The organism is Streptomyces sp. NBC_01463 (assembly GCA_036227345.1).
Taxonomy (GTDB): domain Bacteria; phylum Actinomycetota; class Actinomycetes; order Streptomycetales; family Streptomycetaceae; genus Streptomyces.
The window spans coordinates 7,216,958-7,239,487 of sequence record CP109468.1 but is presented as its reverse complement, the minus strand read 5'-3'; the positions used below and the strand labels follow the sequence as shown (position 1 = coordinate 7,239,487).

The 22,530-nt window shown below is 71.5% G+C and carries 20 protein-coding genes; 8 read left to right on the top strand and 12 right to left on the bottom strand.

What is annotated here, in order from left to right; all coding sequences use genetic code 11:
* The first annotated feature begins 41 nt into the window (after window positions 1-41).
* From OG521_31960 to OG521_31945, 4 genes are all read left to right on the top strand, one after another.
* Window positions 42-692: a fasciclin domain-containing protein gene (locus OG521_31960; protein WUW25128.1), complete on the top strand. Its 651-nt coding sequence runs from the start codon at window positions 42-44 to the stop codon at window positions 690-692.
* A 154-nt stretch (window positions 693-846) separates the two neighbouring features.
* Complete coding sequence (locus tag OG521_31955; protein ID WUW25127.1) at window positions 847-2,382, top strand: amino acid permease; 1,536 nt, start codon at window positions 847-849, stop codon at window positions 2,380-2,382.
* A gap of 4 nt (window positions 2,383-2,386) precedes the next feature.
* Complete coding sequence (locus OG521_31950) at window positions 2,387-3,376, top strand: ADP-ribosylglycohydrolase family protein (protein ID WUW25126.1); 990 nt, start codon at window positions 2,387-2,389, stop codon at window positions 3,374-3,376.
* A gap of 96 nt (window positions 3,377-3,472) precedes the next feature.
* Entirely contained in the window at window positions 3,473-3,913 is a 441-nt protein-coding gene (locus tag OG521_31945; protein WUW25125.1) for an SPW repeat protein, read from the top strand.
* A gap of 76 nt (window positions 3,914-3,989) precedes the next feature.
* Here the strand turns inward: OG521_31945 and OG521_31940 are convergent, their stop codons facing one another.
* A complete protein-coding gene (locus tag OG521_31940) occupies window positions 3,990-4,646 on the bottom strand; it encodes a TetR/AcrR family transcriptional regulator (GenBank protein WUW25124.1) in 657 nt (218 codons plus the stop codon).
* A gap of 156 nt (window positions 4,647-4,802) precedes the next feature.
* On the opposite strand from OG521_31940, the gene OG521_31935 reads away from it, so the two are divergent.
* Genes OG521_31935 through atzF form a run of 4 tightly spaced genes read left to right on the top strand, consistent with a single transcriptional unit; the run spans window position 4,803 to window position 11,486 of the window.
* Window positions 4,803-5,621 (top strand): urea carboxylase-associated family protein, encoded by an 819-nt coding sequence (locus OG521_31935; protein ID WUW25123.1) that lies wholly within the window; start codon window positions 4,803-4,805, stop codon window positions 5,619-5,621.
* Window positions 5,618-6,220, top strand: a complete 603-nt coding sequence (locus tag OG521_31930; protein WUW25122.1) for a DUF1989 domain-containing protein — start codon at window positions 5,618-5,620, stop codon at window positions 6,218-6,220. The genes OG521_31935 and OG521_31930 overlap by 4 nt, the downstream gene beginning before the upstream one ends.
* Entirely contained in the window at window positions 6,217-9,795 is a 3,579-nt protein-coding gene (locus tag OG521_31925) for a 5-oxoprolinase/urea amidolyase family protein (GenBank protein ID WUW25121.1), read from the top strand. The genes OG521_31930 and OG521_31925 overlap by 4 nt, the downstream gene beginning before the upstream one ends.
* A complete protein-coding gene (gene atzF / locus OG521_31920) occupies window positions 9,795-11,486 on the top strand; it encodes an allophanate hydrolase (GenBank protein WUW25120.1) in 1,692 nt (563 codons plus the stop codon). The genes OG521_31925 and atzF overlap by 1 nt, the downstream gene beginning before the upstream one ends.
* A 121-nt stretch (window positions 11,487-11,607) precedes the next feature.
* Here the strand turns inward: atzF and OG521_31915 are convergent, their stop codons facing one another.
* The 11 genes from OG521_31915 to pafA all read right to left on the bottom strand — a co-directional run bounded on the left by OG521_31915 (window position 11,608) and on the right by pafA (window position 22,526).
* Window positions 11,608-14,442, bottom strand: coding sequence for a DEAD/DEAH box helicase (locus OG521_31915; protein ID WUW25119.1), 2,835 nt, complete (start codon window positions 14,440-14,442; stop codon window positions 11,608-11,610).
* A 44-nt stretch (window positions 14,443-14,486) separates the two neighbouring features.
* Entirely contained in the window at window positions 14,487-15,440 is a 954-nt protein-coding gene (locus OG521_31910; protein WUW25118.1) for a diacylglycerol kinase, read from the bottom strand.
* An 18-nt stretch (window positions 15,441-15,458) separates the two neighbouring features.
* A complete protein-coding gene (gene tatC, locus OG521_31905) occupies window positions 15,459-16,409 on the bottom strand; it encodes a twin-arginine translocase subunit TatC (protein WUW25117.1) in 951 nt (316 codons plus the stop codon).
* Between the two features lie 73 nt (window positions 16,410-16,482).
* On the bottom strand, window positions 16,483-16,779 hold the full coding sequence (gene tatA, locus OG521_31900) for a Sec-independent protein translocase subunit TatA (protein ID WUW25116.1): 297 nt from the start codon (window positions 16,777-16,779) through the stop codon (window positions 16,483-16,485).
* A gap of 237 nt (window positions 16,780-17,016) precedes the next feature.
* Window positions 17,017-17,214, bottom strand: a complete 198-nt coding sequence (locus OG521_31895; protein ID WUW25115.1) for a hypothetical protein — start codon at window positions 17,212-17,214, stop codon at window positions 17,017-17,019.
* Window positions 17,215-17,233: 19 nt separating this feature from the next.
* Entirely contained in the window at window positions 17,234-17,551 is a 318-nt protein-coding gene (locus OG521_31890) for a hypothetical protein (protein ID WUW25114.1), read from the bottom strand.
* Between the two features lie 18 nt (window positions 17,552-17,569).
* Entirely contained in the window at window positions 17,570-18,526 is a 957-nt protein-coding gene (locus OG521_31885) for a WYL domain-containing protein (protein ID WUW25113.1), read from the bottom strand.
* Window positions 18,527-18,539: 13 nt separating this feature from the next.
* On the bottom strand, window positions 18,540-19,493 hold the full coding sequence (locus tag OG521_31880; protein WUW25112.1) for a WYL domain-containing protein: 954 nt from the start codon (window positions 19,491-19,493) through the stop codon (window positions 18,540-18,542).
* A gap of 169 nt (window positions 19,494-19,662) precedes the next feature.
* Entirely contained in the window at window positions 19,663-20,037 is a 375-nt protein-coding gene (locus OG521_31875) for an FKBP-type peptidyl-prolyl cis-trans isomerase (GenBank protein WUW25111.1), read from the bottom strand.
* 43 nt (window positions 20,038-20,080) lie between these two features.
* Entirely contained in the window at window positions 20,081-21,037 is a 957-nt protein-coding gene (locus OG521_31870) for an FKBP-type peptidyl-prolyl cis-trans isomerase (GenBank protein ID WUW25110.1), read from the bottom strand.
* 127 nt (window positions 21,038-21,164) lie between these two features.
* Window positions 21,165-22,526 carry a Pup--protein ligase gene (gene pafA / locus OG521_31865; protein WUW25109.1) on the bottom strand — a complete coding sequence of 454 codons (1,362 nt, stop codon included), beginning with the start codon at window positions 22,524-22,526 and terminating at the stop codon, window positions 21,165-21,167.
* Between the last annotated feature and the right edge of the window lie 4 nt (window positions 22,527-22,530).

Here is a 22,530-nt window from a genome sequence, read left to right as displayed (position 1 = left end):
CCGTAATCATTCGGTCACCCATACGAACCAGGAGAACCATCATGAAGGTCACCCACGCGCGTCGTGCCGCCGTCGCCATCTCGGCGGCGTTCGTCCTGCCGCTGGCCCTTTCGGCCTGCTCCAGCGACTCCAAGGACAGCGCGTCCGGCTCCTCGGCCAGTTCGGCGAAGGCCTCGGACCCGGCGTCGGCGTCCGCGAGCGACACGATGCCCATGGACCAGCCCTTCGGCCCCGCCTGTTCGTCGGTGCCGAAGAACGGTGCGGGCTCCTTCGACGGCATGGCGAAGGACCCGGTCGCCACGGCCGCCTCGCACAACCCGGCGCTGTCCACCCTGGTCACCGCGGTCAAGAAGGCCGGCCTGGTCGACACCCTGAACAACGCGCAGAACATCACGGTGTTCGCCCCGACCAACGACGCCTTCGCCAAGGTCCCGAAGGCCGACCTGGACAAGCTGCTCGCCGACAAGGCCGCGCTCACCAAGGTCCTCACCTACCACGTGGTGGGCCAGAAGCTGACGCCGAAGCAGCTGGAGAAGGGCTCCTTCGACACCCTGGAGAAGAGCGAGCTGACGACGTCCGGTTCGGACATGACGTACACCGTGAACGACTCCTCGAAGGTCGTCTGCGGCAACGTCCCGACCGCCAACGCGACGGTCTACATCGTCGACACGGTCCTGATGCCCGCCAAGTAGCGGTCCTTCCGCGCGGGCCCGCGCTCACGCCCTTCGGCAACCCGCCGGAGGGCGTGAGCACTTCGGCCCCGCCCGGACACGGTCACGTCACGCCCCGGAAACAGCGCGTCCCTAATTTCTGTCGCCCGACAGGAAATCGGCGACAGGGGCTGACATGACCGCCACCGCACCAACGGACGTACGTCCGGATCCCGCCGGAACCGGCCAGGGCGACCACACCTCCCTGGCCGGTTTCGGCTATCGCCAGGAGTTGCACCGCTCCATGGGGCGCTACGCCTCGTTCGCGGCCGGTTTCTCCTTCATCTCCGTCCTCACCACCGTCTTCCAGTTCTTCGCGTTCGGCTTCTCCTTCGGCGGCGCGGCCTTCTTCTGGACCTGGCCGGCCGTGCTCGTGGGCCAGCTGCTGGTCGCCGCGTGCTTCGCCGAACTCGCCGCCCGTTACCCGCTGTCCGGGGCGATCTACCAGTGGTCGACCCGGCTGAGCACCCCCGCCTTCGGCTGGTTCGCCGGATGGATCATGGTGATCGGACAGATCGTCGTGGTCGCGGCCGCCGCGCTCGCGCTCCAGGTGGTGCTGCCCGCGATCTGGTCCGGATTCCAGCTGGTGGGCGGCGATCCGGCACCCACCACGGCGACGGGCGCGGCCAACGCCGCGCTGCTGGCCGTCGTCCTCCTCGCCCTCACCACGACGGTGAACCTGCTCGACAACAGGGTCATGTCGGTCGTCAACCGCGTCGGAGTGACGGCCGAGATCATCGGCGCGGTCCTCATCCTGGTCCTCCTGTTCACCCACACCGAACGCACCCCCGGCGTCACGCTGCACACCGGCGGCCAGGGCGGCGCGCTCGGCGCCCTGCTGGTCGGTTCCTTCACCGCGGCCTACGTCCTGATCGGCTTCGACAGCGCGGGCGAGATGAGCGAGGAGACCCGCTCCCCGCGCCGCACCGCCCCGCGCACGATCCTGCTCGCACTGACCTCGGCGGGTGTGCTCGGCGGACTGCTGGTGCTCGCCGGCATCCTGGCCGCACCGGACCTGACGGACGGCCGGCTGGCCACGGAGGGCCTCTCGTACGTGCTGACCAGCAGCCTCGGGGACGGGGTCGGCCGCTTCCTGCTGGCCGACGTGGCGGTCGCCGTGGCGGTGGCGACCCTCGCCATCCAGACGGCCGGCTCGCGGATGCTGTTCTCGATGGCGCGCGACGGTGTACTGCCCTTCTCCGCCCGCCTCGCCAAGGTCTCCCCGCGCACCGGAATGCCCGCCGCACCCGCCCTGTTCGTCGGCGCGGCGGCCGCGGCACTCGGCCTGCTCAACCTGGCGTCCCCTGAGGCGTTCCTGGCCATCGGCACCACGTGCATCGCGATGCTCTACCTCGCGTACGCCATGGTCACGGGCCCGATGCTGCTGCGCCGGCTGCGCCGCCTGCCGCTCTCGCCCGCCTCCGGCCCGCCGCACGACGAGACGGGCGAACCGCTCTTCTCGCTCGGCCGTTGGGGACTCCCCGTCAACGCGCTGGCCTTCGGGTACGGAGCGGTGATGACCGTCAACCTGGCCTGGCCGAGGGCGGCGGTGTACGACCCGGCGGGCGGGCACTGGTACTTCCAGTGGTTCACGGTGCTCTTCCTGGGCGCCACGGTGCTGCTCGGGGCCGTGTATCGCGCCTGCGTGAAACGGCCGGCCTCCGTACGCTGACCGGATGGACTCCCCGAGAAGACAGGACCGGGCGGCCGGCGCGGTGGTCGGATCGGCCGTCGGCGACGCGCTGGGCGCGCCGTTCGAGTTCGGTCCGGCCGGCGTCCACACCGCCCGCTTCCCGGACGGCTCCGGCACGATGTGCGGCGGCGGTGGCTGGGACCCGGGCGAGGCGACGGACGACACGCAGATGGCCGTGCTCGTCGCGGATTCGCTGCTGGAGTGCGGCGGTCTCGACCTGCCCGACCTGTTCGGCCGGTTCCGGCGGTGGGCGGCCGGCGATCCCAAGGACATCGGCCTCCAGACGGAGGCCGTCCTGACCAGTGGTGATCCGTGGGACCTCGCCGCGGCGCTGCACTTCCGGATCAACGGCCGGGCGGCGGGCAACGGTTCGCTGATGCGCGCCGCCACCTCGGCCGTGTACTTCGCCGGGCCGGAGCGGCCGGAGGCGGAGGCCCGGGCCGCGACCATGGAAGCGGCCCGCCGGATCGCCGCCCTGACGCACGGCGACCGCGCCGCCTGGGAGGGCACCGCCGTCCTGCACGAACTGATCCGGGTGGCGCTGAACGGGGCCGATCCGCTCGACGCCGTCCCCGACGCACTGGCCGCCGTGCACGCGGCCCACCGGGAGCGCTGGGCCGCCGTCCTCGCACCCGACTGGCATCCGGACCTGGCGACCGAGTTCAACGGCGCGGTGTGGCCCTGCCTCGGTACGGCGCTGTGGGCGCTGCGCACGACGCGTGCGTACGAGGACGCGCTGGCCGCGGCGATCGACGTGGGCGGGGACACCGACACCGTGGCCGCGGTGACGGGGGCGCTGACGGGTGCGGTGTACGGGCTCGGGGCGATCCCGTCGCACTGGACCGGGCCGCTGCACGTCCCGCTGCCGGGGTACGGCGACCGGGTGCTGCGCACCCCGGACCTGATCGCGCTGGCCCGGCGGCTGGACGACCGGAGCACCGATGCGCATCCTGCGGAGATTCAGCTGCCTTGAACCTACACATAAGGGGCATATAAGAGCACAATGGCAGAGCGGGTCGCTTGCCGCACACAGCGGCGGCCAGGCCTGCGAAAGCAAGGGAGACGAACCATGTCAAACGTCTCGCACACCGGTCACGACATGACCGGACACCCCGACGTCTCCGAAATGCGCGACCGGTACGACCGGATGATGGGCGGCCGCGACGTGGCGCTCGTCGACGGGCCGGTGTTCCTGGTCGGTCTGTACTGCGCCGTATCGCCCTGGGTGCTGCACTTCACGACGTCCCAGTCGTCCCTCGTGACGCACAACCTGATCATGGGTATCGCGATCGCCGTGCTGGGGCTGGGATTCACCGTGATGCCGCAGCGCATGTACGGCCTGAGCTGGGCCATCTGCGCGATGGGCGCCTGGATGATCATCTCGCCCTGGGTGGTGGGCAGCAGCCCGGACATGGGCGTCGTGCTCAACAACGTCATCATCGGCGGTCTGACCGTCCTGCTGGGGCTGGTCTGCGCGGGCGCCTCGATGAGGAGCGGCAACCGCACTTAGGGCGTGTCACCCCCACCACGGAAGGGACCATCGTCACCGGCCGGGTCCGCGGACAGCGGTCCCGGCCGCACCACGATCACCCGGCGGAATCCGCCCCCACGCCCACGATCCGAAGCGCCGCGTCCGCCGTGGCCGCCGCGAACGTCTCCGTCGCCCGCCCGGGCTCCGACAGATGCACGAGGATCACGCCCTCGATGAGCCCGAAGACCAGATCGGCGCGGAGCCGCGCCTCGTCCGCGCCGAGCGCCGCGCCCGCCCCGGTGGCGGCCAGCAGTTCCCCGTACGCGGCCCGCAGCGCCGCCCGCACCCGGTGGAAGTCCGCGAACCGCTCGGCCCGCACCTCCGGCAGGACGTACAGCGCGCCCAGGTTGTACGGGCCGCCGCACAGCAGCGCCACATCCGCGCGGCACAGCTCCCACAGCCGGTCCTCGGCCGGCCGCGACGCGTCCGCGAGCAGCTTCCCGGCGAGCGCGAGCGACGGGGTGACGGTTGACTCCAGCAGCGCCGCGAGCAGATCCTCCTTGCCCGCCACGTAGTGGTACATCGTGGCCTGGCGCATACCCGCCCGTTCGGCGACGGCCCGGGTGGTGGTGGCCGCGTATCCACGAGTGGTGAACAACTCGGCCGCGGCGGACAGGAGTTCCTCCCGTGCGGACAGTCCGGTGTCCGGTCGCTGGGTGGCGCGCGGCCGGCCGACCCGGCGGCCGCCGCCGGTTCCCGAGGTACTGGACATGGGCCGATCGTCCCACATCCCCGGGCGCCACGATCTTGGTGAGCACTCGGTAACTCCCGCGCAACGAACGGGCAATGGCCACGACTCCCCGGCCCCCTAATTTCTGTCGCGCGACAGAAACAAGCATCGGCAACACGTCGAGCCGGAGGTTCAGCCATGGCGACAGCGACGACACACGGGGCCCGGGACCACGCCCGTGCCCAGGACGGCACCCGTACCGGTGCCATGCCGGTGGTGCCCGCGAGCGACTGGCCGGACGCCACCCCGGGCACCCCGGTCTGGGCCGAGACGGTCGGGGGCGGCAACTACACGCACCGCGTCCTGGCCCGCGGCACCGAGCTGCGGCTCACCGACCTCGCGGGGGACGCCTGCGCCCATCTGCTGCTGTACGCGGACGGCCGGCCGTGGGAGCGGCTCAACACCGCGGACACGGTGAAGGTGCAGTGGAACGCCTACCTGGGTGCCGGCCGGCTGCTCCTGTCCGACCAGGGGCGGGTGCTCGCCTCGGTGACCGCGGACTCCTCGGGCCGGCACGACGCCCTGTGCGGCACCTCCACCCTGGGCCGGAACACCCGCCGCTACGGCGACGGCACCCCGCAGTCGGCCTCCCCCGCCGGCCGCGAACTGCTGAAGCTGGCCGCCCTGAAGAACGGCCTGGAGCCGCGCGATCTGCCACCCTCGCTCTCCTTCTTCCAGGGCGTACGGATCGGCGGGGACGGCACCACGGAGTTCACCGGCTCGGCCGGGGCGGGCGGCTCGGTGACCCTGCGCGCCGAGCAGGACCTGACCGTGCTGATCGCGAACGTCCCGCATCCGCTGGACCCGCGCCCCGCCTACACCAGCACCCCGCTGGAGGTCCTGGCCTGGCGCGCCCGGCCGACGGCCCCGGGCGACGCCCTCTGGGACGCGGCACCGGAGAGCCGCCGCGCCTTCCTCAACACACTCGACTTCCTCACCGCCCGGGGGCTCGCATGACGACCACCACCATCCCCGCCCGCGCGGCCTGGTCCGCGAAGGTCCGCGCGGGTGAGCACCTCACGCTCACCGATCTGCACGGCAACCAGGCGGTGGACTTCCTGGTGTACGACGCCCACGACACGGCCGTCCGCTACAGCGCGCCCGACACGATCCAGGCCGGCGGGGGCATCTTCCTCACCACCGGCAGCGTGCTGATGTCGAACGAGTACAGCCCCCTGATGACGGTCACGGCGGACGGCTGCGGCCGGCACGACACGGTCGGCGGCGCGTGCTCGAAGGAGTCCAACACCCTGCGCTACGGCCACCACACCTGGTCGCAGCACGCCTGCGTGGACAACTTCCTGGCGGAGGGCGCCCGGCACGGGCTCGGCAAGCGCGATCTGGTGTCCAACGTCAATTGGTACATGAACGTGCCGGTGGAACCGGACGGCACGCTCGGCATCGTCGACGGACTCTCGGCGCCCGGCCTCTCCCTCACGCTGCGGGCCGAGACGGACGTGCTCGTGCTGATCTCCAACTGCCCCCAGATCAACAACCCCTGCAACGGTTTCGAGCCGACGGCGGTAGAAGCCACTCTCACCGGGACAAGCCGATGACGTTCGATCCTCCGACGGCCCTCGACACACCTGCGGCCTTCGGCACGCTGCTGATCGCCAACCGGGGCGAGATCGCCGTCCGCATCATCCGTACGGCCCGCCGCCTCGGTCTGCGCACGGTCGCCGTCTTCTCCGACCCGGACCGCTCGGCCCCGCACGTCCGGCTCGCCGACGAGGCCGTCCGGCTGGGCCCGGCGCCCGCCAAGGAGTCCTATCTCGACGCCGATCTGGTGCTGAGGGCGGCGAAGGACACCGGGGCCGGGGCCATCCACCCGGGGTACGGATTCCTCTCCGAGGACGCGGAGTTCGCGCGGCGCTGCGAGGAGGCCGGGATCGTCTTCGTCGGCCCGACCGCCGCCCAGCTGGAGCTGTTCGGCGCCAAGCACACGGCACGTGCCGCGGCCGAGGCGGCGGGCGTCCCGCTCGCCCCCGGCACCGGGCTGCTGCCGGATCTGCCGGCCGCGCTGGCGGCCGCGGAGCGCATCGGTTACCCGGTGATGCTGAAGGCCACCGGCGGGGGCGGCGGGATCGGCATGTCGGCCTGCCGGTCGGCCCAGGAGCTCGCCGGCGCCTGGGAGCGGGTGCAGCGGGTCGCCGCCGCGTCGTTCTCCTCGGCCGGCGTCTTCCTGGAACGCCTGGTGGAGAACGCCCGCCATGTCGAGGTGCAGGTGTTCGGGGACGGGAACGGCCGGGTGGTGACGTTCGGCGACCGCGACTGCTCGCTGCAGCGCCGCAACCAGAAGGTCCTGGAGGAGGCGCCCGCGCCCGGCCTCCCCGCCCGCATCCGGAGCCGGCTGACCGACTCCGCGCGGGAGCTGTGCGCCTCGGTCGGCTACCGCTCGGCCGGGACGGTGGAGTTCGTCTACGACGCGGCGCGCGCCGAGGCGTACTTCCTGGAGGTCAACACCCGGCTCCAGGTGGAGCACCCGGTCACCGAGGAGATCCACGGCGTCGACCTCGTCGAGTGGATGCTGCGCCTGGCCCAGGGCGAGACCGCCGTCGTGCGGCAGCCCGACGCACCCCGCGGCCACGCCGTCGAGGCGCGGGTCTACGCCGAGGACCCGAGCCGCGACCACCGCCCCGGCGCCGGTCTGCTGACCCGGGTCGACTTCCCCCGGGGCGAGGGCCTGCGGGTGGACAGCTGGATCGAGACGGGCACGGAGGTGACGACGGCGTACGACCCGATGCTGGCCAAGGTCGTCGCCCACGGCACCGACCGCGCGGAGGCCCTGGCCCGGCTGGACGCGGCGCTCGCCGCGACCCGCGTCGACGGCATCGAGACCAACCTCGGCCTGGTCCGGGCCGCACTGGCCGACGACCGGGTCCGTACCGCGACACACTCCACGGCCACGCTCGCCACCATCGACGACCCGACGCCCCGTGTCGAGGTGGTCTCCGGCGGCACCCTCACCACCGTCCAGGACTGGCCGGGACGCACCGGCTACTGGCAGGTCGGCGTCCCCCCGTCGGGCCCGATGGACGACCTGTCGTTCCGGCTCGGCAACACCGCCCTCGGCAACACCCCCGGCGCCCCCGGACTCGAATGCACCCTCCAGGGCCCCACCCTCCGTTTCACGCACGCCACGACCGTGTGCGTCACCGGCGCCCCGGCCCCGGTGACCCTCGACGGCGCACCGGTCCCCCAGTGGGAGCCGCTGACCGTCCCGGCGGGTGCCGCACTCGCGGTCGGCGCACCGGACGGGCACGGACTGCGTACGTACGTCCTGTTCGCCGGCGGCGGTCTGGACGTCCCGGAGTTCCTGGGCAGCGCGGCCACGTTCACGCTCGGCGGTTTCGGCGGGCACGGCGGCCGGGCCCTGCGCACCGGCGACGTGCTGCACGGGGGCGCCACCGCACCGGAGGCCCTCCCGGTCCCCGTGGCCGGACGGCCGAGCCTCACGGGCACCTGGCAGATCGCCGCCGCCGAGGGCCCGCACGCGGCGCCGGAGTTCTTCACCGAGGAGGACATCCACGACTTCTACGCGGCCGACTGGAAGGTCCACTTCAACTCGGCCCGCACCGGGGTCCGCCTGATCGGCCCGAAGCCGCGCTGGGCCCGGGCGGACGGTGGCGAGGCCGGGCTGCACCCGTCGAACATCCACGACACGCCGTACTCCGTGGGCGCGGTCGACTACACCGGCGACATGCCCGTGCTGCTCGGTCCCGACGGCCCGTCGCTGGGCGGCTTCGTCTGCCCGGCGACGGTGGTGACCGCCGAACGCTGGAAGCTGGGCCAGCTGCGCCCCGGCGACACCGTCCGCTTCCTGCCCGTGACGGTGACGGGAGAGTCCCGCCCCGAGATCACCGACGGCGGCGTCCTGTACCGCGACGACGCCGTCACCTACCGCCGCAGCGGCGACGACAACGTGCTGGTCGAGTACGGGCCGATGCAGCTGGACCTGGCGCTGCGGATGCGGGTCCACGCCCTGATGGAAGCCCTGACGGCCGCGGCCGTCCCGGGCATCACCGGCCTGACGCCGGGCATCCGTTCGCTCCAGATCCAGACGGACCCCGCGGTGCTCCCGCAGACCGCGCTCCTGGACCTGCTCCACCGCACCGAGGCGGCGCTCCCGCCCACCGACGCCCTGACCGTCCCGTCCCGCACCGTGCACCTGCCGCTGTCCTGGGACGATCCGGCGACCCGCGAGGCCATCGCCCGCTACATGGCGGGGGTCCGGGACGACGCGCCCTGGTGCCCGTGGAACATCGAGTTCATCCGCCGGGTCAACGGCCTGGACTCGGTCGACGACGTGTACCGCACGGTCTTCGACGCCGAGTACCTGGTGATGGGCCTCGGCGACGTGTACCTCGGTGCCCCGGTGGCCACTCCGCTGGACCCGCGCCACCGGCTGGTCACCACCAAGTACAACCCGGCCCGTACCTGGACCGCGGAGAACTCCGTCGGCATCGGCGGCGCCTACCTGTGCGTCTACGGCATGGAGGGGCCGGGCGGCTACCAGTTCGTCGGCCGCACCACCCAGGTCTGGTCCGGCTGGCAGCAGCGCGGCGCCTTCGAACCGGGCTCCCCGTGGCTGCTCCGCTTCTTCGACCGCATCAAGTGGTATCCGGTGGAGGCCGACGAACTCCTGGAGCTGCGCGCCGACATCATCTCCGGCCGGTTCGTCCCGAAGATCGAGGAGGGCGAGTTCTCACTGGCCCGGTACGAGGAGTTCCTGGCCGGGAACGCGGACTCGATCGCCGCGTTCCGCAGCCGCCAGGGCACGGCCTTCGCCGCCGAGCGGGACGCCTGGGAGGCGGCGGGCGAGTTCGCCCGGGCGGAGGCCGCCGACGCCCCGGCGCCCCCGGCCGCCGAGGTGACGGTGCCGCCGGGCGGACGGCTGGTGGAGGCCGAGTTCGCGGCCTCGGTCTGGCAGCTCAACGTGGCCGAGGGCGACACGGTGACGGCGGGTCAGCCGCTGCTGGCGCTGGAGGCGATGAAGATGGAGTCCCGGGTCCACGCCCCGGCTGACGGCGTGGTGGAAAGGATCCTCACCCGCCCGGGCGCCCAGGTGGAGGCCGGCACGGCCCTGGTCACCCTGGCCCCCCTCGCCCGCACGAACCCAGGAGCCCCCTGATGCCCAGCACCTCGCTCGCACCCGTCCTCGCCCGGATCTGCGCCGCGTACGCCCGCATCGAGGCGGTGGACCGCCCGGAGATCTGGATCGGCCTGCGCCCGCAGTCCGACCTGGAGGAGGAGGCCCACGCGCTCGGAACCCGCCTCGCGGCAGGTGAGTTCCTCCCCCTGGCGGGCCGGCTGCTGGCCGTCAAGGGCAACATCGACGTGGCCGGCCTGCCCACCACGGCGGGCTGCCCGTCCTACGCGTACGAACCGGCGGCGGACGCCCCCGCCGTGGCCCGCCTGCGGGCCGCGGGCGCCCTGGTGATCGGCACGACCAACCTGGACCAGTTCGCCACCGGCCTCGTCGGCACCCGGTCCCCGTACGGCGCGGTCCGCAACGCCCACGCCCCCGACCGGATCAGCGGCGGTTCCAGCTCGGGTTCGGCGGTGGCCGTGGCGCTCGGCATCGCGGATCTCGCCCTCGGTACGGACACGGCGGGCTCCGGCCGGGTCCCGGCCGCTTTCAACGGCATCGTGGGCCTGAAGCCGACCCGCGGCCTCGTCCCGACGGAGGGCGTGGTCCCGGCCTGCGCGAGCCTGGACTGCGTCACCGTCTTCGCCCGTACGCTCCCCGAGGCGGAGTCGGCACTCGCCCTGATGACCACCCCCACCGCCCGCCCCGTCCCCGCCCGGACCCCGGGGCCGTGGCGGATCGCGGTACCGCCGACGGACCAGCTGGGCGAACTGGACCCGGGCTGGGCGGAGGCCTACGAGGCCACGGCCGACCGCCTCCGCGCAGCAGGCGCCGTCCTGGTTCCCCTCGATCTGTCCCCCTTCAGCGAGGCGGCGGCGATGCTGTACGCGGGGGCGTTCGTGGCGGAGCGCTACACGGCGGTGGGCGCGTTCGTCGACAGCGGCCCGTCCGGCCTGGACCCCACGGTGGCGGGCATCATCACGGCGGCCCGGGACATCCCGGCCCACCGGCTGTTCGCGGACCGGGACCGGCTGGCGGAGCTCCGGAGCGCGGCCGAGGACGCGCTGGGCGACGCGGACGCGCTGCTGCTCCCCACCGCCCCCGGCCACCCCGCGCTCGCGGACGTGGAGGCCGACCCGCTGGGCGCGAACGCCCGCCTGGGCCGGTTCACCAACTCCACCAACCTGTTCGACCTGTGCGCGGTGGCAGCGCCCGCGGGCGAGGTGGCGGGCCTGCCGTTCGGCGTGATGCTGATCGGCCGGGCGCACACGGACGAACGCCTGCCCCGGATCGCCGCCCTGCTGACCCCGCCCGTCCGCCTCGCGGTGGTCGGCGCCCACCTGACCGGCGAGCCGCTCAACCCCCAGCTCCTGTCACTGGGCGCCCGTCTGCTCCGCACGACGACCACGGCCCCCGTCTACCGCCTGCACGCGCTGGCGACCACACCACCGAAACCGGGCCTGGTCCGCACGGACGAGGGAGGCGCCGCCATCGAGACAGAGATCTGGGAACTGCCGCCCGAGGGCCTCGGCACCCTCACGGCAGCCCTCCCCCACCCCATGACGCTGGGCAGAGTCGACCTGTCGGACGGCACCACGGCACCCGGCTTCCTCTGCGAGCCGTACGCGGTGGCGGGATCGAAGGACATCACGGAGCACGGCGGCTGGCGCGCGTACAGATCCGGCACACACTTCAGCCCCTCCGGCGCCCCTGTCAGCCCCTCCGGCGATTGAGGAGCGGGGTCCGGGGCAGAGCCCCGGTCACGGGAAGGGGCGGGTAGGGGACAAGCCCCGCCGCAGGCGCACCCACTTGCGCGCGCCCCCGCCCGCACCCGACAACAACGCCCCCGGACGCTCATCCCACGGAGCTGTACGCCACAACCCCGCGCAACACCTCATCAACCGCCTTACGCGCATTCCGCCCCACAGAACTCCCCTCCCGAGGAGCCGCCGCAGCCACCTGCCCCAGCACGTCGATCACCTGCTTGCACCAACGGACGAAGTCCCCCGCCGGCATCTCCGCCTCGCGCAGCACCTCGTCCAGCGTCCGCCCGGACGCCCACATGTACACCGCCCAGGCGAACCCGAGATCGGGCTCGCGCTGCCCGACCCCTTCGGCCTGGTTGATCTTGAAGTCCTCCTCCAGGGCATCGAGCCGCCCCCAGATCCGGACCATCTCGCCCATCGCGGTCTTCGCCGGCCCGGACGGCAGCTTCGGCGCCACCGCGTCGTCGGACTGCCGCGCCTCGTACACCAACGCCGAGACGCACGCCGCGAGTTCCGCCGGTGCGAGGCCTTCCCAGACCCCCGCCCGCAGGCACTCGCTCGCCAGCAGGTCCAGCTCGCCGTAGAGCCGGGCCAGCCGCTTCCCGTGCTCGGTGACCTCGCTGCCCCGCAGATAGTCGAGCTCGGTGAGCAGGGCGACGATCCGGTCGAAGGTGCGGGCGATCGTGTTCGTCCGCCCCTCGATCCGCCGCTCCAGCTGACGGGTGTCCCGCTGCAGCCGGTGATACCGCTCGGCCCACCGCGCGTGGTCCTCGCGCTCGTCGCACCCGTGGCACGGGTGCGCGCGCAACTCGGCCCGGTAGCGCGCGATCTCGCGGTCGTCGGCGGCGACGGCCCGCTCCCGGCGGTGCCGGTCCGGCACGATGTGCCCGGCCTTGGTCCGCAGCGCGGAGGCCAGATCACGGCGCGACTGCGGCGAGCGCGCGTTGAACGACTTCGGGACGCGCATCCGCTCCAGCGCCTCGACGGGCACCGGGAAGTCGATCGAGGCCAGCCGCTTCACCTGTCGCTCCGCGGTGAGCACCAGAGGCCGCGGCCCGTCGTGGTACTCCATGCCCCGGTGACCGTGCCCGTTGGTCCGGCCGGCCGGAAGCCCGGGGTCGAGGACGAGCGCGAGCCCGGCGAACTTGCCGGTCGGCACATGGATGACGTCGCCGGGCTTGAGCTTCTCCAGGGACGCCGCCGCCGCGGCCCGCCGCTGCGAGGCGCCCTGCTTGGCGAGCTCCGTCTCCCGGTCCTTGAGGTCGCGGCGCAGCCGCGCGTACTCCTCGAAGTCACCGAGGTGGCAGGTCATGCCCTCCCGGTAGCCCTCAAGGCCCTCCTCGTTCTTCTGGACCTGGCGGGAGATCCCGACCACCGAGCGGTCCGCCTGGAACTGCGCGAAGGAGGTCTCCAGCAGCTCGCGCGACCGGTGCCGCCCGAACTGCTGCACCAGGTTGACGGCCATGTTGTACGAGGGCCGGAAGCTGGAGCGCAGCGGATACGTACGCGTGCCCGCGAGTCCGGCCAGCGCGCCCGGGTCCATGCCGCGCTGCCAGAGGACCACCGCGTGGCCCTCGACGTCGATGCCGCGCCGGCCGGCCCGGCCGGTGAGCTGGGTGTACTCGCCGGGGGTGATGTCGGCGTGCTGCTCGCCGTTCCACTTGACGAGCTTCTCCAGGACCACCGAGCGCGCGGGCATGTTGATGCCGAGCGCGAGGGTCTCCGTCGCGAAGACCGCCTTCACGAGGCCGCGGACGAAGAGCTCCTCGACGACCTCCTTGAACGTCGGCAGCATTCCGGCGTGGTGCGCGGCGATGCCCCGCTCCAGGCCTTCGAGCCATTCGTAGTAGCCGAGGACGTGGAGGTCCTCGCCGGGGATGGACGCGGTCCGCTCCTCGACGATCTCCCGGACCAGCCGGCGCTTGTCCTCGTCGTTGAGCCGCAGTCCGGCGTGCAGGCACTGCTGCACCGCGGCCTCGCAGCCGGCCCGGCTGAAGATGAAGGTGATGGCGGGCAGCAGTCCCTCGGAGTCCAGCCGGTCGATGACCTCGGCCCGCGAAGGGGTCCAGATCCGGCTGCGCTGGCGCCGCTCGCGCTCCCGGTCGGCCTCGCGCACCATCTTTCCGCGGCGGCGCTCGCGCGGGTTGTACCCGCGCTGGTTCTCCATCCGGGCGAGCCGGACGAGGTCGGGATTGACCTCACGGCGTCCGGCACCGCGGCCGCCGTGGTCGCTCTCCTCCTCGAAGAGGTCGTACATCCGGCGGCCGGCCAGCACGTGCTGCCAGAGCGGCACCGGCCGGTGCTCGGAGACGATCACCTCGGTGTCGCCGCGCACGGTGTCCAGCCAGTCGCCGAACTCCTCGGCGTTGGACACGGTCGCCGACAGGGACACCAGGGTGACGGACTCCGGCAGGTGGATGATCACTTCCTCCCACACCGCGCCCCGGAAGCGGTCGGAGAGGTAGTGCACCTCGTCCATCACCACGTATCCGAGGCCGTTCAGCGCCTGGGAGCCCGCGTACAGCATGTTCCTCAGCACCTCGGTGGTCATGACGACCACCGGTGCGTCGGAGTTGACGCTGTTGTCCCCCGTCAGCAGGCCGACCTTGTCGGCGCCGTAGCGCTTGACCAGGTCGGCGAACTTCTGGTTGGACAGGGCCTTGATCGGCGTCGTGTAGAAGCACTTGCGGCCCTGCTCCAGGGCCAGGTGCACGGCGAACTCGCCGACGATCGTCTTGCCCGAACCGGTCGGGGCCGCGACGAGCACGCCCTTGCCGGCCTCCAGCGCGGTGCAGGCCTCGATCTGATAGGGGTCCAGATCGAACTCGTACATCTCGCGGAACGGCCCGAGTGCGGTCGCCTGCTCGGCGGCTCGGATCCGGGAAGCCTGATAGCGCTCAGCTGGTGAGAGGTCCTCTGTCATCTTGTCCACGAGCCTACCCGCCGCCTCTGACAGTGACGCGATCTTTAATTCCCCGTGGGAGAACCCGTCGGAGCACCGGCCGGCGAACCAGTGGAGGTGACCGCGGGCGGGCCCGCCCCGAGCACCCGGACCGCGCCCGGCGCACAGGTGGCGGTCAGCGGCAGCGCCCCGAGCGGTTCACCGTCCGCGTACGCGGTGACACCGACCGCTTCGAGCGCGATGGAGGAGACCCGGTGCGTGGTGACGACGGGATGGCTGAGGTGCGTCCCCTTGTAGACCCGGGGGAACACCTTGAGGAGCGTGGTGCGGCTGCAGTCGCCGACGACCGTCACGTCGAACAGGCCGTCGTCCATGACGGCGTCCGCACAGATCCGCATGCCACCGCCGTACGTGGATCCGTTCCCGACGGCGATGAGCGTCGCCTCGATCTCCCGGACCGGCCCGCCGTCCAGACTCATCCGGTACGCGACGGGCCTGAACGCGGCGAGTTCGGCGAGAATCGCCAGGTCGTACTTGAACCGGCCGCCCCAGCGCATCCGGTTGCCGCGGTCGTTGACCCGGGAGTCGAATCCGGTGGCGAGCACGGACCCGAACCACCGGTCGCCCACCCGGCCGAGGTCGATCTCGCGGACGGCGCCGCCCTTGAGCGCGCGGGCGGCCAGCCGCCCCGCCGCCGCCGGGTCCCGTACCGGCATGCCGAGGGCGCGGGCGAAGTCGTTCCCGGTGCCGACCGCGACGACGCCGAGCGGGGTGAGCGTTCCGGCGACCGCCTGGAGGGCGAGGGACATCATGCCGTCCCCGCCGACGGCTATGAGCGCGCCCGTCCCGCCGGCCACGGCCTCGCGCGCCCGCCGCAGCGCGTCACCGGCGTCCTCACCGAGGACCGTACGGACGGAGAATCCGGCGTCCCGCAACGCGGAAGCGGCCGGCTGCGCGGCGTGCGCGCCCCGGCCGCGTCCTGCGGTGGGATTGACGAAAAGGGTGATCTCGCTGGTCACCCGGGGGACCTTACAAGGTCAGGTGATGTCGTCGTAACCGTTCACCCGGTCACGGTCCGAGGACGCCTGCGCGGGCAGCGACCGGCTCGCGGAGACCGACTCGCTCTCCCCGATGTCCTCGGGAGTGAGGTCCAGTTCCGAGGCCTCGTCGTCGCCGGGGCCCTCCGCCTCACGCTGCGCCTTGCGGCGGTCGTTGAGGAGGGAGATCGCGGTGGCGACGAAGTAGAGGACCCAGATCGGACCGGCGAGCGCCAGCATCGTCAGCGGGTCGGTGCTCGGGGTCGCCAGGGCCGCGAAGAGCGTGATGCCCATGATCATGCCGCGCCACCAGCCGAGCATGCGCTTGCCGGTGATGACACCGCCGAAGTTCAGCATCACCAGGAGCAGCGGCAGTTCGAAGGAGAGCCCGAAGACCACCACCATGCGTGTGATGAGGTCCAGCAGGTCGTCCAGCGGCAGCTGGTTGTCCAGGTCCGCCGGCGAGAACTCCAGCAGGACCTCGGCCATCGTCGGCAGGGTCTTGTAGGCGAAGAAGCCACCCGCGAGGAACAGGGGGAAGCCCGCTCCGACGAACGCGAGCGAGTACTTCTTCTCGTGCCTGTGCAGTCCCGGCGCCACGAAGGCCCAGAGCTGGTAGAGCCAGATCGGCGAGGAGAAGACGACTCCCGCCATCAGCGACACCTTGAGCGCGAGGGTGAACGGGGTGAGCAGTCCGTTCAGGACGATGCGCGCGCAGGTGCCGTCCTTCTGCTTGGCCAGCTCCGCGAAGCTGTACTCGCAGCCGACCGCCTTCAGCACGGGGTCGGTGAAGAACTCGATGATCCCCTTGTAGAAGAACGCGGCGACGATGGTGACGACCACGATCGCCAGCAGGGCCTTCGTCAGCCGGTTCCGCAGCTCACGCAGGTGCTCCACCAGGGGCATGCGGCCCTCTGGATCCGTCTCCTGTGTGCGGGCAGACTTGAGCAACCCACGTCCTCATCTCGTGCAGCAGGCCGTTACCGGTCAGGGCGCCTGCTTTTCGGCCCGGTTGGTGTGTGTGTCAGTGCTTGATCGTCGAGTCGGTCGGCTCAGCGACCGGACGGGAGCTGGTGACGTCACCGGGGGCGGCCTGGATGGTGCGCGGGGCGGTCTGGTCCTGAGCGGCGTCCTTGGCGGCGGGCTCGGCCGGGGTGGCCGACGGGCCGCCCTCGGACTTCATGGCCTTGGCCTCGCTCTTGAGGATGCGGGCCGACTTGCCGAGCGAGCGAGCCATGTCAGGAAGCTTCTTCGCGCCGAACAGCAGAACAATGACGACGAGGATCAGGATGATCTCGGGAGCGCCGAGCCTTCCGAACATATGCGTGTACCTTCTCACCGAGGCAGCAGGGGTGGGGCGGACCGAACGTCGGACGGACGTCCGATCGTCGAACTGTCAGCGATCGTATCCCGCAGGAGTAAACGCAGGGCAATACCCATGCATCCTTGCGATTACGGCCCAACGCCTCGCTCACAGGGCCGTCACCAGCAGCGTACCTCCCGCAACTGAGAAAAAGGAGGCCGCGCCCTCCCGGATCGATCCGGCCCCGGGCGCCGGCTAGCGCAGGGTTTCGCCCGTGGCCGCGAGGTTCGTGGCCGCGCGCTCCAGGTCCTCGGCGGCCCGGTTGATGCGCTCGGTGGTGCTTGTCACCTGGTGTCCGAGGCGCTGGGCCTCGATGAAGACCTTGACGGCGAGCACCCCGAGTACGGCGATCCCGAGGAACCCCAGGGCGATGGCGAGCATGGGCCAGAACATGCGCAGAGCCTCGATGTTTCTAGTGTCCGGCCGGTCCGGAGTGACCGGGGGTGACAGGTCGGGCACCGGTGTGGAGGCGCAGCGTCCGCACCCCGCCACCGGTGAGAAGTTCCACTATCCGCTCCCCCGCGGGCCTGCGGACCGCCGCGTCGCACGCGGGGCAGGTGAAGGAGTAGAACGTGGTCCTGCTGCTGGCGCCGATCGCGAGCCGGAACTCGGCCGCCGCCAGTTCGAACCGCGCCCGGCACTCCGGGCAGGCGGCCCGGAACCGTACGGACTCCGGAACGACCACGGTCGGCACGGCGGAAACACCCGACACCACGGACAAAGGGGGCATGGCTCCTCAGGCTTCCTCTCAGACCGGGCCGTCGTACGCGGCGAGCGCCGCACGGGCCGCACGCTGTGCGCTCTGGGCCAGCTCCGGCGGCGAGACGATGCGTCCTTCCCTGCCGAGCCGGAGCGCGAGCCTGCGCAGCGACGCCGGGTCGGGGGTCCGCAGCGTGATCCGCAGACCGCCGTCGGGCAGTTCGTCGGCGCTGTCGTGCGGGTAGTACTCGGCCACCCAGCGCCCCCCGGGACCGACCTCGACCACGACCTCCGGGTCCTCGGCGGCGGGCTGGACCAGCCCTTCCGACAGGTCCCGGAGTTCGAGCTCCGGCGGCGCGGCCGGCTCGTCGAGCAGCCGGATCTCGGCGACCCGGTCGAGGCGGAACGTACGCCGGTCCTCGGAGGACCGGCACCAGGCCTCCATGTAGGTGTGTCCGACGGCGAACAGCCGGATCGGGTCCACCTCGCGCTCGGTCAGCTCGTCGCGCGCGGGCGAGTAGTAGCGCAGCCAGAGGCGGCGGCGCTCGGAGATCGCCCGGTCCACGTCGGCGAAGACGCCGCCCTCGGACTCGAAGGTGACGGAGAGCCGGGAGCTGGCGGCCCCCACCTCACCGGCGGCGGCCTCCAGCTTGGCGGTGGCCCGCAGCAGGGCCTGGCGGTCGCTCTCGCGCAGTCCGGGGAGCGTCGCGACGGCGCGTGCGGCGACCAGCAGGGCCGTCGCCTCGTCGGCCGCGAGCCGCAGCGGTTCGGCGACGTCGTCCGGGTTGTGCCACCAGATGCGGTCGCCGTCGGTGTCGATGTCCAGCAGGTCGCCGCCGCGGAAGCTCGTCCCGCACATGGGCAGGACGTCGAGGTCCGAGATCAGTTCGTCCTCGGTGATCCCGAAGGCCCGTGCGACGTCCTGGACATGGGCGCCGGGGCGCTCACGCAGATACGTCACCAGGGAGAGCATCCGGCGGGTCTGGTCGATGGCGTTCGTGGCCATGAATACGGTCCCCTCAGTCCTTGGCCACGGCGCGCAGCCGGTCCACCACGTCGGCCCGCAGATCCGCAGGTTCGGTCACGACGACGTCCGGGCCGAACTCCACGAGCCAGGCGTCCAGACCGTGTCCGTACGGGATCTCCAACTCCTCCCACCCGTCCCCGAGTTCCCGGACCGATATCGCCCGGGCCCGGAGCGGGTAGCCGGAGCCGGCCCGCAGCCTGATCAGCGCGGTACGCGTCGCCGTCTCGCCCGCCCAGCTCTCGACGGTCTCGCGGACGGTGACCACGTCGGGCACCTCGGCGGTGAAGGCACCGGCCCGGGAGCGGACCTTGCCGGCGATCCGGGAGAGCCGGAACACCCGCTCAGCGGCTCGCTCCCGGTCCCAGCCGGCCAGGTACCAGTGGCCGCGCCAGCACTCCAGCGTCCACGGCTCGACCTGGCGCTGCTCGGGGCGCGCGGCGTTCGCCTTGCGGTAGTCGAAGGTCACCGGACGGCGGTCGCGGCAGGCCAGCATCAGGGGTTCGAACGCGGCCTCGTGGACGGGGATACGGGGTTCGAGCGCGCTGTGCACCTCGTAGGCGTCCTCGGCCTCCGGCATGCCGGCGGCCCGCAGTTTCTGGAGGGCGCCGCTGGCCGCGCCGGCCAGCCGGGCCTGCTGCCAGACCTTGGCGGCCAGTCCGAGGGCGGCGGCCTCCTCGGCGTCCAGCGTGATCGGGGGCAGCCGGTTGCTGTCGCGGCGGGCGAGGTAGCCGGTGTCCCCGTCCAGGTTCTCCACGGTCTCGATGACCAGGCCGAGCTCGCGCAGATCGTCCTTGTCGCGCTCGAACATCCGGTTGAAGGCGTCGTCGGACCCCGCTTCGAGGTAGGCCTCGATGGAACCGCGCAGTTCGCGCTTGCTGAGCGGGCGCCGGGTCCCCAGCAGACACAGCGCCAGGTTCATCAGCCGCTCGGCCTTGGCAATCGCCATCGACGCCCTTTCTGTTTTGCTCTACGACCCTCGACCGTACCGCCCCGGGGTGTCCGGACAAAAGCCAGTGCCGCGGCAGGCAACGTCTGCGGCGGAGCGCACGTTGCCTGCCGCGGCACTGGGGCCCGCGCCTTGCGGCGCGGGCCCCTGGAAGCGCGGAGGCGCCGGATCAGACGGCGACCAGGTCGCAGACGAAGATCAGCGTCTCGCCCGGGGCGATCGCGCCGCCGCCGGCGCCGCGCTCGCCGTACGCGAGGTGCGAGGGGATGGTCAGCTGGCGACGGCCGCCGACCTTCATGCCCTGCACGCCCTGGTCCCAGCCCTTGATGACCTGGCCGGCACCGAGCTGGAACTGGAGCGGCGTACCGCGGTTCCAGGAGGCGTCGAACTCCTCGCCGGTGGAGAAGGCCACGCCGACGTAGTGGACGGAGACGGTCTGACCGGCCTGGGCGACGGGACCGTCGCCTTCCCAGATCTCCTTGATCTCCAGGTCGGCCGGCGGCTCGCCACCCGGGAAGTCGATCTCGGGCTTCTCGATGCTCACTGACTTGCTCCTCTAAATGATGAACTGGGCAACCGGGACAGTCTTACATCTTTGCCAGGATGTCCACGGCGAAGACGAGCGTCGAGTTCTTGGGGATGGTCTGCTGCGCCTTGTCGCCGAAGGCCTGGTCCGGCGGGATGACGAGCAGCACCCGGCTGCCGATCTTCTTGCCGATCAGACCGGTCTTCAGGCCCTTGAGCGTGACCTGGGCCAGCGGGAAGGTCTGCGTCTTGCCGGTCGCGTAGGTGCTGTCGAACGTCTTGCCGTCCTTCCACAGCAGGCCCACGTAGTTCACGACGACGCTGTCGGTCTCCTTGACGACCTCGCCCTTGGACTCCAGGACGTAGTTGGAGACCAGCTTCTTGGGCGGGGTGGACTTGGTGGGGATCTTGACGCTCGGGGCCTTGCCGTCGGTGTTGGTGCCCACCTTCGGCAGGTCGACGTTGTCCTGGGCGACCTCGGTGCCCTTGGCCGTCGCCGGGATCTGCTTCGCCTTCAGGACGTCGACGACGAAGACGAGGGTGGCGTTGGGCTTGATGTCGCCCTGGCCCTGCGCGCCGTAACCGAGGTCCGGCGGGATCACGAGCTCGACCCTGCTGCCGACCTTCTGACCGACCAGGCCCTTGTCCCAGCCCTGGATGACCATGCCGGCCCCGAGGGTGAGGTCGAACGCCTGCTTGCGGTCGAAGCTGTTGTCGAACGGCTTGTCGGAGTCCCAGGCCTGTCCCAGGTAGTTGACCTGGATCGCGTCGCCGTTCTTGAGCTTCGCGCCGTCACCCTCACTGACAACGTTGGTCTTCAGCTCCTTGGGCGGCGTTCCCGTGCCCTTGGCCAGGGTGGGCTTCTCGCCGAACTTCGCGCCCGCGGTGATGGCGGGGAAGCCGTCCTTGGTGGGGGCGGACGCGGAGGCGGAAGCGGAGTCGGAGCCCTTGTCGTCGTTGCCGCAGGCCGCTGACAGCAGCAGCAGGGGGACGACGAGAAGGCCGGCAATTCGGCGCACTGGTTCCTCAGATCTCAGACGACACATGTGTAGGGGGTCCCGGACACTCTAGGGCGTGCGCAGGGCCCCGTACGAGGAACGTACGGGGCCCGAGTCGCGCGAGGGCCGAGGCGCGTCCTGCGCCGGCTCACATACCCGCGATGAGCTTCTCCACTCGGTCGTCGACGGATCGGAACGGGTCCTTGCACAACACCGTGCGCTGCGCCTGGTCGTTGAGCTTGAGATGGACCCAGTCGACGGTGAAGTCCCGCCGCTGCTCCTGGGCCCGCCGGATGAAGTCGCCCCGCAGCCGCGCCCGGGTCGTCTGCGGGGGCACCGACTTGCCCTCGAAGATCTTCAGGTCGTTGCAGATGCGGGCGGCCTGTCCCTTGCGCTCCAGCAGGTAGTACAGGCCGCGGCGGCGGTGGATGTCGTGGTAGGCGAGGTCTATCTGGGCGACCCGCGGATTCGACATGGTCATGTTGTGCTTGGCCCGGTACCGCTCGATGAGCTTGTACTTCATGACCCAGTCGATCTCGGTGCCGATCCGGTCGAGGTCCTCGGCCTCGATCGCGTCGAGTGTGCGGCCCCACAGTTCGAGGACCTTCTCGACGTTGCCCGTACGGATGCCGCGGCGGTCCACGAAGTCCACGGCCTTCTCGTAGTACTCGCGCTGCACCTCGATGGCGGACGCCTCGCGGCCGCTGGCGAGGCGGACCTTGCGCTGTCCCGTGATGTCGTGGCTGACCTCGCGGATCGCCCGGATCGGGTTCTCCAGGGTCAGGTCCCGCATCACCGTGCCCGCCTCGATCATGCGGAGCACCAGGTCGGTCGCGCCGACCTTGAGGAGCATGGTCGTCTCGGACATGTTGGAGTCGCCGACGATGACGTGGAGGCGGCGGTACCGCTCCGCGTCCGCGTGCGGTTCGTCCCGGGTGTTGATGATGGGACGGGAGCGCGTCGTCGCGGAGCTGACGCCCTCCCAGATGTGCTCGGCACGCTGGCTGACGCAGTAGACGGCGCCCCGCGGGGTCTGCAGCACCTTGCCGGCGCCGCAGATCAGCTGCCTCGTGACGAGGAAGGGAATGAGGATGTCCGCGAGCCGGGAGAATTCTCCGTGCCGGGCCACGAGGTAGTTCTCATGGCATCCGTAGGAGTTTCCCGCCGAGTCGGTGTTGTTCTTGAAGAGATAGACGTCGCCCGCGATTCCCTCCTCGTGCAGGCGGCGCTCGGCGTCGACGAGCAGGCCTTCGAGAATGCGCTCGCCGGCCTTGTCGTGAGTGACCAGTTCGGTCAGGTTGTCGCATTCGGGGGTTGCATATTCCGGATGCGATCCCACGTCGAGGTAGAGGCGGGCGCCGTTCCGCAGAAAGACATTGCTGCTGCGGCCCCATGACACAACACGGCGGAAGAGGTAGCGCGCCACTTCATCAGGAGACAGTCGGCGCTGTCCCCTGAACGTGCACGTGACGCCGTACTCGTTCTCCAGCCCGAAAATGCGGCGGTCCATGACT

Bases quoted from the DNA above. Each gene is read 5' to 3' on its own strand.
- OG521_31885 (WUW25113.1), bottom strand. From the start codon at position 18,526: ATGGCCACGAACGCCATCGACCAGACCCGCCGGATGCTCTCCCTGGTG.
- OG521_31895 (WUW25115.1), bottom strand. From the start codon at position 17,214: ATGTTCTGGCCCATGCTCGCCATCGCCCTGGGGTTCCTCGGGATCGCC.
- OG521_31955 (WUW25127.1), top strand. From the start codon at position 847: ATGACCGCCACCGCACCAACGGACGTACGTCCGGATCCCGCCGGAACC.
- OG521_31930 (WUW25122.1), top strand. From the start codon at position 5,618: ATGACGACCACCACCATCCCCGCCCGCGCGGCCTGGTCCGCGAAGGTC.
- OG521_31890 (WUW25114.1), bottom strand. From the start codon at position 17,551: ATGCCCCCTTTGTCCGTGGTGTCGGGTGTTTCCGCCGTGCCGACCGTG.
- OG521_31880 (WUW25112.1), bottom strand. From the start codon at position 19,493: ATGGCGATTGCCAAGGCCGAGCGGCTGATGAACCTGGCGCTGTGTCTG.
- pafA (WUW25109.1), bottom strand. From the start codon at position 22,526: ATGGACCGCCGCATTTTCGGGCTGGAGAACGAGTACGGCGTCACGTGC.
- OG521_31940 (WUW25124.1), bottom strand. From the start codon at position 4,646: ATGTCCAGTACCTCGGGAACCGGCGGCGGCCGCCGGGTCGGCCGGCCG.
- OG521_31935 (WUW25123.1), top strand. From the start codon at position 4,803: ATGGCGACAGCGACGACACACGGGGCCCGGGACCACGCCCGTGCCCAG.
- OG521_31925 (WUW25121.1), top strand. From the start codon at position 6,217: ATGACGTTCGATCCTCCGACGGCCCTCGACACACCTGCGGCCTTCGGC.
- OG521_31960 (WUW25128.1), top strand. From the start codon at position 42: ATGAAGGTCACCCACGCGCGTCGTGCCGCCGTCGCCATCTCGGCGGCG.
- atzF (WUW25120.1), top strand. From the start codon at position 9,795: ATGCCCAGCACCTCGCTCGCACCCGTCCTCGCCCGGATCTGCGCCGCG.
- tatA (WUW25116.1), bottom strand. From the start codon at position 16,779: ATGTTCGGAAGGCTCGGCGCTCCCGAGATCATCCTGATCCTCGTCGTC.
- OG521_31915 (WUW25119.1), bottom strand. From the start codon at position 14,442: ATGACAGAGGACCTCTCACCAGCTGAGCGCTATCAGGCTTCCCGGATC.
- OG521_31950 (WUW25126.1), top strand. From the start codon at position 2,387: ATGGACTCCCCGAGAAGACAGGACCGGGCGGCCGGCGCGGTGGTCGGA.
- OG521_31945 (WUW25125.1), top strand. From the start codon at position 3,473: ATGTCAAACGTCTCGCACACCGGTCACGACATGACCGGACACCCCGAC.